Source organism: Spirosoma knui (assembly GCF_054780635.1).
On the sequence record NZ_BAAGVY010000011.1, the window covers coordinates 223,554 to 240,907 of the forward strand.

Sequence of the window (17,354 nt, forward strand, 5' to 3'; positions counted from 1 at the left end):
GACCGTAGACGATTATACCGACTCTGCCACGACCTCACGGGCCGCCTGGGCCGCTTGCACCATGTTTTTCAGCGCTTCGGTGGTTTCCGGCCATCGCCGTGTTTTCAACCCACAATCGGGATTGACCCACAAATTACGCGCGGGTAAGACAGTAGAAGCTTTCTGAAGCAGTTCGACCATTTCTTCCACCGTGGGTACGCGCGGACTGTGAATATCATAAACACCGGGACCAATTTCATTAGGATACGCAAAGCGGGCGAAGGCATCCAGCAGTTCCATTTGCGAGCGGGATGTTTCGATGGTAATGACATCGGCATCCAGATCGGCAATGGCCCCAATAATGTCGTTGAACTCCGCGTAGCACATGTGGGTGTGAATCTGGGTATGATCCTGCACTCCCGATGCTGCTATCCGGAAGGCCATAACCGCCCAGTTCAGATAAGCCGCCCAGTTTTCCCGGCGAAGGGGTAGGCCTTCCCGCAACGCAGGTTCATCAATTTGAATGATGCCGATACCGGCCGCTTCCAGATCAGCCACTTCATCATGAATGGCCAGGGCGATTTGCAGACACGTATCCCGCCGGGGCTGGTCGTCGCGCACGAATGACCATTGCAAAATAGTAACCGGTCCCGTAAGCATCCCTTTTACGGGTTTCTGGGTTAGTGACTGCGCGTATTGCGCCCAACGAACGGTCATGGGTTGGGGCCGCTGTACGTCGCCATAAATGATCGGAGGTTTCACACAACGGGACCCGTAGCTTTGTACCCAGCCGTTTTCGCTGAAGGCAAAGCCATCGAGCAACTCCCCGAAATATTCGACCATATCATTCCGTTCAAACTCGCCGTGCACCAGTACGTCCAGGCCAACGTCTTCCTGCCAGCGGATGGCCTGTTCTGTTTCCGACCGGATAAAAGCTTCGTACTCCTCCAGCGTTTTTTCGCCTTTTTTGAACTTAGCCCGATTGGCCCGCACGGCATCGGTCTGCGGAAATGAACCAATGGTCGTCGTAGGAAACACCGGCAACTGAAGCCGTTGGTGTTGCAGGGCCTGACGCTGGGGAAAGGCATTCGACCGGTTGGCGTCCTGCTCACGGAGTTGACGTAAGCGTTGCTGCACTGCTGGTCGGTTAATCTGACTTGACTGCTGGCGAGCGAGTAAGGCGGCTTGATTGACGGCCAGTACGTCGATGGCCTTCTGATTCGCTGGCTCCAGGCTAAGCGTCGTCAAAACAACGACTTCGTCGAGCTTCTGGCGGGCAAAGGCCAGCCACTTTTTAGTATCGTTCGTCAGGCCTGTTTCCTGCGTTTCAGTCGCCAGGTCACAGGGAACGTGCAGTAGCGAGCAGGATGGTGCAATCAGAACCCGCTCAGCACCAATGGCCGTCACCACGCGCTGAATCGTTGCCAACGAGGTCGTCAGGTCATTAATCCAGATGTTCCGACCATCGACAACGCCCAGTGATAAAGCGGTTTTCCGGTGAACAAAATCAGTTTTTAGAATATCGTTCAGCTGGGTCGGGCAACGGACCAGATCGAGGTGCAGCGCGTCAACGGGCAGTTGGAGAACCAGATTCAGGTTCGCACCGTAACATTCAAAATAGCTGGCCAACAGCAGATTCAGCGCCGGGAATTGATTGCGCAGACGCCGATAAACCATATCCAGCATTTCGCGCTGGTGCACTGTTAAATCCAGGGACAGGCAAGGCTCATCGAACTGAATCCAGGTGGCACCAAGTTGCTGTAAGCGGCTAAGCAGCTGTTCATAAACCGGTACCAAACGGTCGAGTAGGTCCAGCCGGTCGAAGCCCGCTTCCTTCTCTTTGCCCAGCAGCAAATACGATACGGGACCTAACAAAACGGGTTTGGGCGTGGTCGTCAGGGTTTGTCTGGCTTCTTCAAATTCCGTGAAGATTTTTTCCGAAAGCAGCGAAAACGACTGATCGGCCGAAAATTCAGGAACGATGTAATGGTAGTTCGTATCAAACCATTTTGTCATCTCCATCGCTTTCAGATCCAGTCCATCCTGCTGGTAGCCCCGGGCCATAGCAAAATAAAGACTCAGATGATCGGGCTCCGGTTTGTCGAGCAGCGGTTGAAATCGCTTCGGTACCGCACCGACGGTCAGGGACATATCCAGTACCTGATCGTAGAACGAGAAGTCATTGCAGGGAACCAGCGAGATGCCTGCCTGCTGCTGAGTCAGCCAGTTGTCCCGGCGTAGCTGCCGACCGACATGCTGAAGCTGCTCAGTGGTGATTTTGTTGGCCCAGAACTGTTCACAGGCCTTTTTGAGTTCGCGGTGGCTACCGATTCGTGGATAGCCGAGATTGTGTGCGATCATGTTGTAAATAAGATAAAATGGTTGATCGCGTTCGATGCCGAACTCCATACGCCTACCACTCGATCTGTTCTATACACTACATGACACACCTGACCCGGCCTCGCAAAGAAGCAGGAATGAAGTAAGTCAATCGTGATGAAACCCAATCGCGTGTGGGCGTAATCAGCAACGCTAAAGGCAAGTCTCCTGGCTTGTGACGGTATCTGCCGTCCTTCTCACCCCAGGGCAACGGCGAACCGCTGGTGGGACAATGGACATCGAGGGCAAACCCTTTTTTAATTAGTCACTGACAGTAGCAACGTCTGCTCGTGATTCTCACACGATTCCTTTTTCATTCCCTGAACCTCTCAGGGAAACCATTAGCATGTTTGACGGAAAACAAAGAACGTTGGAACAAACTAACCGCATTCTGGCGGCAAAAACAAGGTGTCGCCTGTCAATCAGTCCATCGGATTGGTTCGTCCCATTCAACCTGGCGCGATAAGCAGGTCAGCGTGAAGCGGATGAGTCAGCGTATAGCTCCTGCAACCGTGGTCAGTTCTAAGCATGATTGAGAGTCTGTTTTTACTGGCATCGTATGGCTGTTCGTTACGTTAACGACGCTCCTTATCGCAGCGGAGCTAGAATCAACGATAAGGTTTGCGGCCGCTTTCAGCAACGTAACACGACTTCGGGCTAAGCGCCAGCCGTTTCCCTATTACATTAACATACACGACCAAAGAGGCCTTTTCTGACTAGTTAGGGGGCAGCCACTACTTTTTTTCGTTCGATTGTAGTTTTTTAGACGAGCCGGTTACTAACTGAGAAAAGGCAAACGGAATTCAGTACAATGGCTACATCCTCCGAGAAAATCTTTCTTGAACACCTCAACCGGCACATAGGCATTGCGTATAAGATTAGCCAGGCTTATCAGCCCGACGCAGACGAACGGGCCGATCTGCTTCAGGAAATGATTTATCAGTTGTGGCGGTCGTATCCGTCTTTTACGGGACAGTCGAAGTTTTCGACCTGGATGTACCGCGTTTGTCTGAACACCGCTTTAGCCGACCGGCGAACTGCCCGCAAACGGCAACATGAACCATTGGCGGTCCGCCATGAGCAGGTTCCCGACCCACCACCGGACGACCAGCAGGAGGCTATTCAGTGGCTTTTCGACGCCATTGCTACGCTCTCGCCCCTCAACAAAGCCATTATGCTGCTGTATCTGGATGACCTGAGTTACGAAGAGATCGCCAGTATCACCGGACTGTCGAAAGTCAACGTGAGCGTCCGGCTAGTCCGTACCAAGAAAGAATTAGAATCACGCTTAACGGCAAAATCATAAACCAACCTAACCGATGGCAACACTGGATGAATTGAAGAAGAAGTGGAATACGGACGCACCGAGCCTATCGGCATCCGCTCCGTATGATCAGGCGGGTTTACTGGCGATCACCAGGGCGAGAAGTGCCCGGCAGGTCAACCGTACCATCCGGTATTTCTGGGCATCGCTAACGCTCCAGATCATTGTCTACGGCTTACTAAGCCACCTGTTTATCCGATTTTGGGGTGTTTCGACCGTGCAATGGCTGTGCCTGGCCGGGGTACTGCTCTACCTTCCCTTTACGATCGTGCTGATGCGGCAGTTTAAGCGGGTTGCCCTGGCCAGTCCTGTCCAGACGGATACAGACGTTTCTGTTCAGGCCCGTATCCAACAGCAATACAACAGCCTGACAGCATTTTACCGGTTCAAACGAAGCTATGAATACGTGCTCGTTCCGCTGAGTACGGCCCTTGGCGTGTGGTTGACCTTTATGCTGTTCGTGCCAGGGGGAGTGTTGCAGCATCCAGCCGGAGCGGCTGTGACTTATCTATTATCTCTGCTGAGTTGTGTCTGGGCGATTCGACAGGAGAACCACAACCAGTTTAAACAGCCGCTGCAAAATCTTGAAAAGATTCTGAATGAGTTTAATCAATAACCTTTCATCCCATTAATGAACATGAAAACATGGCTTATTCTGGGCCTAGTGGTAAGCTTATGCTCGTGTGGCACCCTGAAGCAGGGGCATAAGGCGTCTCAGCGTCAGGCAGGACTGGTCAGCAGCAACGGCATCACCCTGGTCTACGAACGCTTTGGTTCCCCTGAACAGGAAGCCATTCTACTGATTGCGGGGACAAATAGTCAGTTGACGGGCTGGTCTACTGCTTTCTGCGACTATCTGAGTCGCCAGGGTTACCAGGTTATTCGGTTCGACAATCGCGACGTGGGACTTTCTACTAAGTTTACCCAGGCAGGCTTGCCCGATTGGGCGGCTATCGGTCAGGCGTTGCAGGCTAACCAGCCGCCACCGATTCCTTATTCGCTAGATGATATGGCCAACGATGCGGTTGGCCTGCTGGATGCGCTGGCCATTAGCAAGGTTCATGTCGTCGGTGTATCGATGGGTGGCATGATTGCCCAACGCATGACTTATAACCATCCCCAGCGGGTTGTAACGCTGACTAGTATTATGGCGGGTGGCGGTAAGGCCGGGTTTCCGTTGGTTGCCAAACCGGAGGTCTTAGCCAGTATACCGGCACCGGGGTCACCGGCCGACACGGCAGCTTACATCCGGCGCGAAGTAAAGTCAATGATGGTGCTGAGTGGCACCATTTATCCGATGGATTCTTTGTCCGCACAAACCTTGGCTGAGGCAGATGTCCGGCGATCGTACTACCCGGATGGGCTGAGTCGGCAGGGAGCCGCTTCGCTGGCGGGTTTCTATGCAGGGCGGGAGCGTCAATTACAACGTATTAACGTACCTACCCTCGTGATCCATGGTAGTATCGATCCGCTCGTTACCCCGGATGCCGGACGCGACGTAGCAACGAACGTACCGAACGCTCGATTTGTGCTGGTTGAAGGCATGGGCCACATGATTGCCCCGGCGCTTACTACCCAGGTAGCCGATCTGATCCTGAGTAATGTACGAAAGAGTCATTGACCGACTCGTTCAGGCGTGCAGGACAGTAGTCAGCCAAAATGCTTTCAGGGCACACAGCCAGGCCAGTAACGTGAGCGCGTTGCGGAGGTAATTGAAATTAAGCCATAACCCAACCAGACGACTGACCTGTGAAGACGGTAACCGATCAGCAGTTTGCAGTTTAATCGCTGTTGGAATAAAGAACGAGAAGGTGCCAATCCGTTCGAGCAGCGTGATCAAGGCCGCAGCCAGCCACCAATCCTGGACAGGAGGTTGCGACTGCCAGGCAAAAGCCAGGTTAGCCAGGGTGAGCAAGGTAAGCGGTATCGTTGTTACAAACGCCCAGAACTTTCGCCCCGAATCGGTTTCGGTCATAGCCTGCGTGTTGACCCGATAACCAGAGCCGGCAGATTTGGGAAACCACAGGGGAAGAATAATTTTCGTTTCGTACAGGCCGGCCCCGAAGGCTACGCCCAGGTTCAGGATAAACAGCGGTAACAGCAATTCGACAATAAAACGCATGATCGCAAAAATTAGGTTTGATAGGTGTAAAGACGTATCAAACCTAAAGGCTTACCGAACCTGATGCCGTTAAACAAGAGTCAATTTACTGAAGTACAGGACGAACAGGGCGAATCTGGCGATGGATTCCGTTTACTGCTTCTCAATCCAGACGGTTTTGATGTTCACGAACTCCTTGATACCGGCTTCGGATAGCTCGCGGCCAAAACCAGATGTTTTGATGCCACCGAACGGTACGCGGGCGTCGGACCGCATCAGACCATTGACGAATACTGAACCGGCTTCAAGCTGGCGCGCGAGCCGGGCCGCTTTGTCTAAATCCTGCGTCCAGATAGCGGACCCCAGACCGTAGTTCGATTGATTGGCTAGTCGGATGGCGTCGGTCTCGTCCTTGGCTTCGATCAAAACGGCGAGTGGGCCAAAGGTTTCTTCGTCGAATGCCACCATGCCGGGTGTTACGTTGTCTAGCAGCATCGGCTGGACGTTGCAGCCCGACCGTTGCCCACCGGTTAGGAGCGTAGCGCCCTTAGCGACCGACTCACGACATTGCCGTTCGATGTTATCGGCCAGATCGAGTCGGGCGAGCGGACCCATAGTCGTTTCATCGGCCATCGGATCGCCCTGTTGTATTTGCTCAATCTGCTGAAGAACCAGTTCCGTGAACGTTTTTTTTACCGATTTCTCCACAATGAACCGTTTGGCCGCTATACAGCTTTGTCCGGCATTTTGCATACGGGACTTTACCGCCACTTCGGCGGCTTTTTCCAGGTCCGCATCCGCTAAAACGACAAGCGCGTCAGAACCGCCTAACTCTAGCACCGATTTCTTGATCTGACTTCCGGCAATGCCCGCTACCGACGCGCCCGCCCGACCGCTGCCGGTCAACGTAACGGCCTTTACCCGACGATCCTTCAAAAGCCCTTCTACGGCGGGCGTATCAATGATCAGCGACTGAAAAACACCTTCGGGTACACCCGTTTCGCGGAACGCTTCTTCGATCGCTTCCGCGCAACCGAACACATTCGGCGCGTGTTTGAGCAAGCCCACATTCCCGGCAATCAGACCCGGAATGGCAAAGCGCATCACCTGCCAGAACGGAAAATTCCACGGCATAATGGCCAGTACCGCGCCCAGCGGCTGATACGTAATAACGCTGCCCGCTGCCGGGCCGGTCTTGTCATCGGCCTCAATGGATTGGTCGGCCAGGAACTGCTCGGCATGGTCGGCATAGAACTTACAGGTTGCGGCACATTTCTCGACCTCAGCGATGGCTTCCTTGCGCGTTTTCCCCATCTCGGCCGTAATCAGCTCGCCGTACCGTTGTCGGTTGGCGGTCAGATACGTACCAACTTTGCGCAAATAATCGGTGCGGACCGCTAATGACAAAGCCGACCAGTCTGCAAAGGCTTGGTCGGCTTGTTTCAACTTACGCTCAATAGTCGCTGCACTATCGGCGGAATATGTGTTGATGGGCTGCTGCGTGTATGGATTGACGGACGTAAACATAGCATGAGGCTATAGACTGGAATGAGTCTATGCTGTTCATACACCAGATGCCCCCTTATTGTTCTTCTTTTTCGAGTTCGCTCACCAGCTGAGACATCGTATCGATCACTTCTTCCATCCGCTGGTGACCAACAATGGCGTCAAACTTATTGCGCGCTTCCTGCATGCAGGCTTCGAGGGCAACAAACAGTTGCTTACCCCGGTCGTTCAGGAAAATAATGCTTGACCGGGAATCCGTGGGGTTCTTCTGTGTATAGATATACCCTTCTTCTTCCAGCAGCCCCACAATCTTACTCATCATCTGCTTGGTCACGCAGGCCCGCTTAGCTAATTCATTGTTAGTGATCCCATGCTCATCAATATTCGATAAGAACATCAGATAACTCATCTTAAAATCGGTATAGCCACGGGCGTGCAAGCGGGGTTCAATATAGCTGCTGGTAAAGCGTTTAAGCCGCCAGAACAACCGCCCGATCGACCGCTCCCGGATGAGCCGGAACTGGTTGAAATCAAAGGAATTGTTATCTATTTCCATGATAATGGAGCAAAATAAAAAATCTTAAAACAATTCTCAGATAAAGAATGTACAAATATAGTCAACCAGCTTGACTTTATAGTCAACCAAGTTTACTTTTGCCCGCCTATAGTCAAGCAGGTTGACTACATGGTTTGTTCATCTAGAAAAGAGGCTTATGCCTTCATCGCTACTGAAAATGGCAACGACAACACACGAAATGGCAGCCACAGACGAGAAGAGTGGGATTCGCACGTACTTACCCCGTATTATCATTGCGCTTGTTTTACTGGTCGGCGGTTACTATGGTTATCAGGCGTTCCGCCATGGTCAACTGTACGAATCAACTGATAATGCACAGATTGAAGGCAACTCGGCGCCAGTACTGGCGCGGGTCGCGGGGTACGTACAATCGGTAAACGTGGATGATTACGCGACGGTTAAGAAAGGGCAACTGTTGGTTACGGTCGACCCGCAGGAATACGATGTGGCCTTAGCGCAGGCCGAAGCCGACTATCAGCAATCACAGGCCGACCTGCAAAACGCCCAGGCCGATCTGCAAAACGCCCAGGCGAATGTCCGGAACGTAGCGCAGAACTTACGGGTCGCTCAGTCAAACGCCGAGGTGCAGGCCTCCCGTCGCGACAAAGCGCAGCGTGACCTGCAACGCGATCAGAACTTATATAAGGAACAGTCGCTGACGCAGAAGCAACTGGAGGATTCGCGGAATGCGGCCGACGTACAGGCCCGCCAGTACAACGCAAACGTTGAACAGATCAATCTGGCCAGAACGTCGCAGGGCGTCGCACAGGCTGGCATTGCTAAGGCTCAGGCAAACATTCAGAAAATTCAGGCGGTACTGAAAGTCAAGCAGGCCGCCATTGACAACGCGAAACTGCGCGTTAGTTACGCGCGCTTAACTGCGCCCATCGACGGCAAGATTGGCCGTAAGAACGTAGTGGTAGGTCAGTACGTGCAGCCCGGTCAGAACCTGTTTACGATCGTTGCCGACTCGACCTTCTGGGTGGTGGCTAACTTCAAGGAAACTCAGCTCGAACACATGAAGCTCGGTCAGGAAGTAGACATCAAACTCGACGCCTATCCCGATCTGGCCATTAAAGGACGCGTCGCTTCCTTATCGGAGGCTACCGGTGCCCGTTTCGCCTTGCTCCCCCCCGATAACGCATCGGGAAACTTCGTCAAAATCACCCAGCGGGTGCCCGTGAAAATCGAGATCCTGAACCCCGAAAAGTACCGGAATGCACTTCGGGCGGGCCTTAGTGTAGATGCGGAAGTAAAAGTTCAGTAATGAGGAGTTAGGAGCGGGAAGAGCGCAGGCCACTGATTGCCGCAGTCGGTTCCCCGACTGTTACGTGCTCACTTGTCACTCCCGACGATTATCTCCTTCTAAGCTATGGCACAACCAACAGGATTTCGCCGGTGGATCGTCGTCGTTACGGCAATCTCAGCGGCCATCATTGAATTAATCGATACGTCTATCGTCAACGTCGGCCTGACGGACATTGCCGGTAACCTCGGCGTAACGATCGAAGACGTATCGTGGGTAGTAACGTCCTACGCCGTTGCGAACGTAATCGTTATTCCCATGACGAGTTTTTTGCAGCGTTACTTCGGGCGGAAAAACTATTACATCGGCTCCATCATTCTCTTCACCATCGCTTCCTACGGCTGTGGCTTTGCCGATAACTTATGGACGCTGGTCGTATTCCGTTTCTTACAGGGAATTGGCGGTGGGGCCTTGCTTTCTACTTCACAGGGACTGATGTACGACGCCTTTCCGCCCTCGCAGCGGCCGGTAGCGTCGGCGTTGTTTGGCATGGGCATCGTGCTTGGCCCAACGCTTGGTCCAACGCTGGGCGGCTACATCATCGACAATTACCACTGGAGCTGGATGTTCTACATCAACGTACCGATTGGTATCGTCGCGGTGCTGCTCAGCTTGGCGTATATCGACAAGAAAGAAGACGAGATTAATATCAACCGCAAGGCGATCCCGATCGACCAGCTTGGAATTCTCCTGCTGGCCGTTGGTGTGGGTAGCCTGCAGTACGTACTGGAGCGGGGTGAGGCCGACGACTGGTTCGACGATTCCATCATCCTATACCTCACCGTGGCCGCCGTGATCGCCATTCCGCTGTTTATCTGGTGGGAGTTGCGGGGTACCAAAGAGCCCGTAGTTGACCTCCGAACGCTGAAGAACCGGAACCTGGCAATTGGCGCTATTTTAGTCGTAGTGGTGGGGTATGGCTTGTTTACTTCGGTACTTCTGTACCCGTTGTTTGCCCAGCGAATCGTTGGATTGACCGCCACGCAGACGGGTAAGCTTTTAATGCCGGGTGGCCTGGTCACCTTGCCGATGTTTGCCCTGGTCGGGCGGCTGCTGGCGAAGGGCGTATCGCCCCGGCTGATTGTTATTGGCGGTTATGTCGCTTTTGCCGTCTTCTGCTTTACCATGTCTACGTATAACGCGGACACCTCAAACGGCGATTTCATTGTGGCGCTTATCGTGCGGGGTATTGGCCTGGCTTTTCTGAACGTACCACTCATCAACCAGTCGGTGTCGACGCTCGAACCCCGGCAATTGCCGACTGGCATTGCCATCGTCAATATGATGCGGCAGATTGGGGGCGCCTTCGGGGTTGCTATCACCAATACGTACGTAACGCAGCGTTCAGCCGTGCACCGGGGCGACCTGGTGGCGAACCTACGCCCGGAAAATCCGCTGTTCACCGACCGGCTCAACGCACTTACACAAGGGCTGACCGCTCGGGGCGTAAACGCCTTTGATGCGGTAACGGGCGCTTACCGCAACCTCGATCTGATCATTACGAAGCAAGCTCTGATGATCTCCTACCTTGATACGTTCCGGCTGGCGGGGCTGTTTTTTGTTGTTACGTTCCCGCTGTTGTTTTTGCTGAAGAATAAAAAGATGGATGCGGAGGCCGCCAAGGCGGTCGCTGATGCCGCCCACTAAATTGAAGCGGCACGCACCTGAGACCTTCGTACAGGTCTGTCGCATACAGAGAACTGAACACGCACTGACCATGAAATCAAACCACTTTATTATAGTTACGCTGCTGGCGATTGGCGCGGCCAGGGCGCAGAACCAGCCAGTAACGGTACCCGATGACCTACGGACGCTCGTTCAGCAGGCGACTACCAACTACCCCGTGCTGAAACAGCAGCAGGAGCAAATTCGGGCGGGTGAACTGCGGGTCGATGTGGCCCGGACAGCTATGCGGCCAAACGTTGGTCTCAACGGTAGCTACACCTACATTACACCCGTGCCGCAGTTTGCCGTACCCCTCAATGGGCAGGAGGTCGTGGCAAAACTGGCACCGAACAACAGCATCAATACCAACGTAGCGATTGGTCAGACGATTTATGATTTTGGCCGCACCGAAGCTGCTGTCCGGCAGGCGCAGGATAATGTGCAGGTACTTCGCCGAGGTCTGGAAATCACGCAGCAGAATCTGGGGTATCAGGTGGCCGCGGCCTATTACGGAGTTGGCTTTTTGCAACGGAGCCTGGCCGTTCAGGATTCGGTCATTAAAACGGCTGGCGCAAACGTTCGCCTGCTGACCACACGTCTGCAAAATGGCGATGCGCTGGAGTACGACGTATTGACGCAGGCGGTACGTGTCAAAACCGCGCAGAACCGCCGGATCGAGATTCAGAATCTGCTGGAACGGCAACTCGCCACACTGACCTTTCTGACCGGTAATGCAAACCCGGATGTGAGTCAGGCGATTCAGCAGTTTGATCTGGAATCCGTGGGCAACGTAACAACTCAGCCCTTTACGCTCGATGGTGATCTGTCGGCGGTGCTGGCGGGGAATAAAGATGTACAGTTGGCGCAGGATCGTCTTCGGGCCGCTGAAACCGATATTCTGGTTAGCAACCGGGCGGGTAAACCGAACATTGGGTTCAGTGCCAATGCTGGCTATAAGAATGGATATCCACTGAATGTAGAGCAGTTACGCGCCAACTTCGCCGGTGGGGTAGCCGTGTCGATTCCACTGTACGCTGGCAAACGCTATCTGTTGCAGAATCAGGCTGCGCAGGCGAACCTGAACGCGAGCCGCTACGCCGTTGAAACGGCCAACGCTCAACTCCGCCAAAGTATCGCCCAGCTCAACGCCGACATTCGCAGCAACCAGACGCGCCTGGCTAACCTCGAAACGCAGGTATTGCAGGCGCGTAAAGCGCTGCAAATTGCCAATGCTCGCCTACGTAACGGCGTAATCACCAATGTTGAGCTGCAAAGTGCTGAAACCGGCGTTGAAGAAGCCGAACTCGGCCGCCTGAATTTCAAATACCAACTACTGCTGAATCAGTTAGAGTTGAAGCGGCTCTTGGGTGAGAATTTGTTGTAAGGATCGAGTAGGTACCCCTCCCGGCCTCCCCTAAAAGGGAAGGAGTTTTGCAAGCTATTTTAGTTTTGCTCCTCCCCTTTTAGGGGAGGTTGGGAGGGGTACTTCAAAATAACAGAAATCTACCGCACCTCCATGCTAACCAGTGCATTCCCGCGCAGAACAGGAATGACATCGTACAGGTCGTGTTGGAGGCAGTACGTAATATCTTTCTGGATGCCCAGCCGCTGAAGACGCCGAATGTGCGACGCATTGGCCATGTAGCCAACCAGATTGCTCTTTCCGTCGCAGTACAGTCGTTTCGCCATCATGGCGCTGTCTTCAGCTATGGCGTAGCTATCCTTCAGGCGTTCAACCAGAGCACCGGCAAAAAGGGTATCTTCCAGGTTGACCCGGCCTTTCCAGCCTGCACAGAGCACCATTACGTCATACGGTTCGCTTTGCAGGTAGTGCGCAATCGCATCCAGATTCAGGAATGAACCAACCAACACCTTTACCGCCGATCGCGAACGAGTGATGGCCAGTGTACCGTTCGTCGTGGTCATGGCGATGTTGGCACCACGAATCTGCTCGGTCATGTACGTAAACGGTGAGTTATCGAGCTCGAAGCCGTCTACCTTGCGGGCGTTACGTTCGGCCGCGGCCAGGTAACCGCGCTCCTGCAGGAGCCGACACTCGTCGACGGTGGCAACGGGAATAATACTGTTTACGCCGTACGCGAAGGCTGTGACCATACACGATGTTGCCCGAAACACGTCGGCGACAACCACAATGGTATTTTCGACCGTGTGCAGATGCAGGAGGTCAGGCGTTAAACAAACGTCAATTTGTTTCATGGGAGGCTGTCCGGACCGGGATTAAACTGATTTTCCTTGATGTAGCTGATCGCCTTCGGCATTTTACTGAAAGCAAATCAGATTAATCTGGAAAAATCAGCTCGATCCCGGTTCAGATTATTTTTTTACGAAAGGAAGCTTAACAACCTGCGCTTTGAGGAGTCGATCGCGCACGTTTACAAATAGTTCTGAACCGGGTTTGCTGAAGGCGGTGGGTACGTAACCCAGACCGATGCCTTTGCCGAGGGTGGGGGATTGGGTTCCTGATGTCACCTCACCAATCTTATTGCCATCAGCGTCAGTTAATGGGTAGTGCCCACGCGGAATACCCCGATCAATCATTTCGAAGCCGACGAGCTTATTCGCCACACCCTGCTCTTTCTGCTGCTTCAGCACGTCAGCATCAATAAAGTTATGCGTGAATTTGGTTACCCAGCCTAAACCGGCTTCCAGGGGCGAAGTTTCGTCGGTGAGGTCGTTGCCGTAGAGGTTATAGCCCATTTCGAGCCGTAACGTATCGCGCGCACCCAGCCCGATTGGCTTGATGCCGTACGGTTTCCCGGCTTCCATAATGGCGTTCCAGACACCCTCGGCCTGATGGTTCGACACGTAGATCTCGAAACCACCCGCGCCCGTGTAACCCGTTGCCGACACAATCACATTCGCGTAACCGGCAAAATCGGTTTTCTCGAAGGTGTAATACGTCATTTCCAAATCGGCGGGGGTAAGTGATTCGAGTGCTTTAGCGGCCAGCGGTCCTTGTACGGCGAACAGGCACATGCCATCCGAAATGTTCACCATCTCGACTTCGTTGGTGTTATGGCTTGAAATCCAGTCCCAGTCTTTGTCGATGTTCGATGCGTTGACAACGAGCATGTATTCAGCTTCGCTGATGCGGTACACCAGCAAATCGTCGACGATGCCGCCCCGGCCGTTGGGCAGGTAGCTGTATTGGACCTTGCCATCGAACAACGTACTGGCATCGTTGGCCGATACGCGCTGAATAAGATCGAGCGCACCCTCGCCTTTGAGGATGAACTCACCCATGTGCGATACGTCGAAAATGCCGACGCCATTCCGGACGGTGTTGTGTTCGTCGAGATCGGAGGTATAGCGAACGGGCATCTCGAAGCCCGCGAACGGCACGATCTTCGCGCCTAGTTGCTGATGAATGTGATGGAGAGGTACTTGCTTGAGCGACATCTGCGCAGAGGTTATCCCGCAAATTTACCAAAATGTCTGGAAACGCCCGTTGTCAGCACGTTAAACCCGAAACAGATTGGCAGGCTGAAGTCGACACAGACTTTCTCTCTGTGCAGGCGCTTGATTCGTTAATGGAGAAGCAATTCGTCTGTTTAAGTTTTTGTTTTGTGCATGATTTTGTCATTCCGACGCCAGGAGGAATCTTCTCATGAGACTAAAACCTCCGGCTGGAGAAGATTCCTCCTGGCGTTGGAATGACAAAAACGCTACATATCTATCTTTTTTATGTGATCCTAAACAGGTTCAATCAATGGTATGTTGGATACCATTCGGGAGGAAACAGAAAAAAGTCAGGTCCTTCGACATACGTAGTCAGGCAGTCGATGCTGCGTTTGGGGTTATGCTGGCACCTGAACAACTCATAATCTCTTTTGTAAGCCCTTTCGACCTCGGTCCAAACTCCGCCTTTTGTATTTGTCGGGCCTACTACGTACTGTCGATAAATTAACCATTTACTTTTCTCGGCTTTACCCTGACTTTGCTGAGGTACCCACTTCCCGTTTAGGTCGATTAACTGTTTTTGAATCGTTTCGTAGTAGCCCTTCGGTACGTTACCCGATACAACAAGGGTATCTAAAAAGCCCGTCTCAGAGATTTTGAATTTAACCGTTACGACAGTTGCGCTGTCTGGTTCCTGGCTGAAACCCGCGTACAGGTTTACTCCGGGGGTATGCTTAGCCTTTAGTTGTGGAGGGTAAACTTGATCAATTTTTTGACCCAAGCAAATCCCATCAACAAATGCTAATAAAATAAGAAGATTAGTTACAGTCTTGACCTTTTGCATCGTGTTCGCATTGCTTATTGCCCAACGTAGCACTTCGTGTCCGGTTTATTGGAAATTTTTCCGATTCACAACCCTAGAACGTTTCGCCGACAAACGGTTGCTTCTCTACTAACTTCCCTTTCTTGAAGGCTAATTTCCACTCTTCAGGATCGTGTTTAAACGAACAGGGAATTGCTGTTGGTTGCGATTAATGTGTAACCAACTGCGTGTTATCACAGAGGTCACGTTGAAGTACCTTCTTTAAATTGATAAGCCATGCTTTCGGTTTTTTGAGCAGGTGCTCCGTTTCATCATAGATCAACACAAGCCGGTTTTCAACATAGCCATAATTAGTCGGCGGATTGTCGTCAACCTGAGAAAGAAGCGAAAACATCGTGAGAACAATGTCACAATCGTTGGCTCCCCTTCTGGAAAGAATTAATACGGGAACTCCTCGTGTTGGGGCACTTAATTGATTTTTCTCAACGTATTCCTTGAAAAACGCAGAAGAGGACGGATCCACGAAGGAAATCGCATTTCCGCCGTCATTCTGGGCAAATGCAAAGGTGTGCGATAAGATGAGAACACAAACGCACACGAAACGTAAGCGAATGTTCATGGACGATGATCAAGCAATGTGCAGGAACACGAGTCAATTTAAGAAGCTGCTTGCTAATGCAGAATTTTTAGTGCTCAACTAATTGAACGCAAAGTTGATAGGCATGCTATACCTGACCTTGATCGGCTCTCCGCGTTGAATGCCAGGCATCCATTTACCCTGCGTCTGATTGATAACTCGTACCGCTTCCTCGTCGCAACCAAAACCTAATCCCCGTAGCACTGAAATATCCCGGATAGCCCCGTCCGTATCGATAGTGAATGTGAGGAATACTTTGCCCTGGACATTAGCTCGTATGGCCTGGTCAGGGAAATGCAGGTTCTTACTTAAGAAGAAACCCAGCGCATCCATTCCTCCTTTAAATTCGGGCTGTTGCTCAATCTTCGTGTAGCGGAGTGTGTCACCTCCAGCCCGAATGGCTTTACCACCTTTACAAATCCCCTTGTCGTACTGCTCCTCGTAGAAGTATGATTTATCCGTATAGCGGCCCGTCCAGACGCCCTGCTTAAGACCATTCTCGTACGTGCCCTGCTCGATGAGTTGTGTCCGTAATCCTGCATCGGTGCGAAGCATTGTATTAAGACGAGACGTAACATCTTCTGAGCTAACGATGCGGCCAATGCCATCTTTTATCAACTGGCGACCTGCGCTATCCCAAAACGCAATAAGCTTCTCCGGCTCCCTCAACGTACCTCCTCTTGGTTCAATACCTTTTTTTACTTGCTTGATCTGACCATTCGCGTACCAGGAAGTTACGCTATATTGGTCGTTTGACTCTTCTTTACGTTCAGCGACTAACCCATTGTCATGATACGTTAAATCGAGTCCTTTAGCGATGCCCTCTTCGTAATAAGACCGACGTAGCAGCTTTTCGGACCGTTGACCTATGGTGTAAACAAGGCCTTGCCATACGCCCGTATTAGCCCCTATATAACCAAGCGAGTAAGAGGGTTGATCAGTGAACCGACCCCAATTCCTTTCGGCTCTACGAACTAGCGACAGACGGTTATATTCTTTCCAGCCTCGATTCGTTCGTTCAAGGACGAGTACGTCACCCGTCGGTAAGCCGTTTGTATCGACGGGTGAGACTTGCTTGTAACGAACCCGCTCATTACTATCGGGAAGAGGTTTTCGGTCAATATCATAATAACTTACCCGCGTGCCATTCGCATACGTAAAGGGCGGATTAGGCTTGAAGGTAATCGGGATCGTGACGAGCTGCCGAACGGCTTGTCCTCCTTTCTGGGCGGGCTTCCAGGCGTTGAAGCCTTTGAAAACACGTAGCGCTTCCCGGTCGCAGTCGGGGCGGAACCCCTGCATAACTTTAGCGTCGGTAAGCCGCCCGTCCGGCTCGACCACGGCACTAACAATGACCCGGCCTCCAATGCCTTTGGCTTCCGCCTGAATCGGCTTATGTAGATTCGCCTGTAGATAAGTGGTTAAATACGCCATGCCACCCCGGGGCTCGGCGGCTGTGTCAACCTCGAAAGGTTGATAAATAGATTGTTGGCTGAATGCCGGAAGTTGTAAAAAGAAAAGGAACGCTAAGAGATAGGTTTTCATAAATGAGTTGACGAATAAGGTCTCCAAATTAGATAGAGAAAATCTTATTTGTCAAGGCTATTATGTAAACAGTTAGCTGAAAAAGGTGATTA

15 protein-coding genes and 1 riboswitch are annotated in these 17,354 nt (G+C 52.3%); of the genes, 6 read left to right on the forward strand and 9 right to left on the reverse strand.

The window, feature by feature from the left end:
• Positions 1-12: 12 nt before the first annotated feature.
• A complete protein-coding gene (gene metE / locus ACYVIY_RS21615) occupies positions 13-2,340 on the reverse strand; it encodes a 5-methyltetrahydropteroyltriglutamate--homocysteine S-methyltransferase (protein WP_460978477.1) in 2,328 nt (775 codons plus the stop codon).
• A gap of 159 nt (positions 2,341-2,499) precedes the next feature.
• Positions 2,500-2,716: riboswitch (cobalamin riboswitch) on the reverse strand.
• 453 nt (positions 2,717-3,169) lie between these two features.
• On the opposite strand from metE, the gene ACYVIY_RS21620 reads away from it, so the two are divergent.
• Genes ACYVIY_RS21620 through ACYVIY_RS21630 form a run of 3 tightly spaced genes read left to right on the forward strand, consistent with a single transcriptional unit; the run spans position 3,170 to position 5,303 of the window.
• Complete coding sequence (locus tag ACYVIY_RS21620; RefSeq protein WP_460978478.1) at positions 3,170-3,664, forward strand: RNA polymerase sigma factor; 495 nt, start codon at positions 3,170-3,172, stop codon at positions 3,662-3,664.
• A 13-nt stretch (positions 3,665-3,677) separates the two neighbouring features.
• A complete protein-coding gene (locus ACYVIY_RS21625; protein ID WP_460978479.1) occupies positions 3,678-4,298 on the forward strand; it encodes a hypothetical protein in 621 nt (206 codons plus the stop codon).
• A 21-nt stretch (positions 4,299-4,319) separates the two neighbouring features.
• Entirely contained in the window at positions 4,320-5,303 is a 984-nt protein-coding gene (locus ACYVIY_RS21630) for an alpha/beta fold hydrolase (protein WP_460978480.1), read from the forward strand.
• Positions 5,304-5,312: 9 nt separating this feature from the next.
• On the opposite strand, the gene ACYVIY_RS21635 is transcribed toward ACYVIY_RS21630, so the two are convergent.
• The 3 genes from ACYVIY_RS21635 to ACYVIY_RS21645 form a co-directional block, all read right to left on the reverse strand.
• On the reverse strand, positions 5,313-5,804 hold the full coding sequence (locus tag ACYVIY_RS21635) for a DUF1772 domain-containing protein (RefSeq protein WP_460978481.1): 492 nt from the start codon (positions 5,802-5,804) through the stop codon (positions 5,313-5,315).
• 132 nt (positions 5,805-5,936) lie between these two features.
• Positions 5,937-7,310: an NAD-dependent succinate-semialdehyde dehydrogenase gene (locus tag ACYVIY_RS21640; protein WP_460978482.1), complete on the reverse strand. Its 1,374-nt coding sequence runs from the start codon at positions 7,308-7,310 to the stop codon at positions 5,937-5,939.
• A gap of 55 nt (positions 7,311-7,365) precedes the next feature.
• A complete protein-coding gene (locus tag ACYVIY_RS21645) occupies positions 7,366-7,845 on the reverse strand; it encodes a MarR family winged helix-turn-helix transcriptional regulator (RefSeq protein WP_460978483.1) in 480 nt (159 codons plus the stop codon).
• 178 nt (positions 7,846-8,023) lie between these two features.
• Here ACYVIY_RS21645 and ACYVIY_RS21650 point away from each other — a divergent pair, with 178 nt between their 5' ends.
• From ACYVIY_RS21650 to ACYVIY_RS21660, 3 genes are all read left to right on the forward strand, one after another.
• Positions 8,024-9,133 carry an HlyD family secretion protein gene (locus tag ACYVIY_RS21650; RefSeq protein ID WP_460978484.1) on the forward strand — a complete coding sequence of 370 codons (1,110 nt, stop codon included), beginning with the start codon at positions 8,024-8,026 and terminating at the stop codon, positions 9,131-9,133.
• Between the two features lie 105 nt (positions 9,134-9,238).
• Positions 9,239-10,819, forward strand: a complete 1,581-nt coding sequence (locus tag ACYVIY_RS21655; protein ID WP_460978485.1) for a DHA2 family efflux MFS transporter permease subunit — start codon at positions 9,239-9,241, stop codon at positions 10,817-10,819.
• Positions 10,820-10,889: 70 nt separating this feature from the next.
• The gene (locus tag ACYVIY_RS21660) at positions 10,890-12,221 is read left to right on the forward strand and encodes a TolC family protein (RefSeq protein ID WP_460978486.1); all 1,332 of its coding nucleotides are present in this window, start codon (positions 10,890-10,892) and stop codon (positions 12,219-12,221) included.
• A 119-nt stretch (positions 12,222-12,340) separates the two neighbouring features.
• On the opposite strand, the gene ACYVIY_RS21665 is transcribed toward ACYVIY_RS21660, so the two are convergent.
• From ACYVIY_RS21665 to ACYVIY_RS21685, 5 genes are all read right to left on the reverse strand, one after another.
• Positions 12,341-13,054 (reverse strand): 2-phosphosulfolactate phosphatase, encoded by a 714-nt coding sequence (locus ACYVIY_RS21665; RefSeq protein WP_460978487.1) that lies wholly within the window; start codon positions 13,052-13,054, stop codon positions 12,341-12,343.
• A gap of 117 nt (positions 13,055-13,171) precedes the next feature.
• Positions 13,172-14,257 carry a glycine cleavage system aminomethyltransferase GcvT gene (gene gcvT / locus ACYVIY_RS21670; protein ID WP_460978488.1) on the reverse strand — a complete coding sequence of 362 codons (1,086 nt, stop codon included), beginning with the start codon at positions 14,255-14,257 and terminating at the stop codon, positions 13,172-13,174.
• A 307-nt stretch (positions 14,258-14,564) separates the two neighbouring features.
• Positions 14,565-15,101 (reverse strand): hypothetical protein, encoded by a 537-nt coding sequence (locus tag ACYVIY_RS21675; protein ID WP_460978489.1) that lies wholly within the window; start codon positions 15,099-15,101, stop codon positions 14,565-14,567.
• Between the two features lie 187 nt (positions 15,102-15,288).
• A complete protein-coding gene (locus tag ACYVIY_RS21680) occupies positions 15,289-15,699 on the reverse strand; it encodes a hypothetical protein (protein WP_460978490.1) in 411 nt (136 codons plus the stop codon).
• 78 nt (positions 15,700-15,777) lie between these two features.
• Entirely contained in the window at positions 15,778-17,262 is a 1,485-nt protein-coding gene (locus ACYVIY_RS21685) for an energy transducer TonB (protein WP_460978491.1), read from the reverse strand.
• Positions 17,263-17,354: the final 92 nt, after the last annotated feature.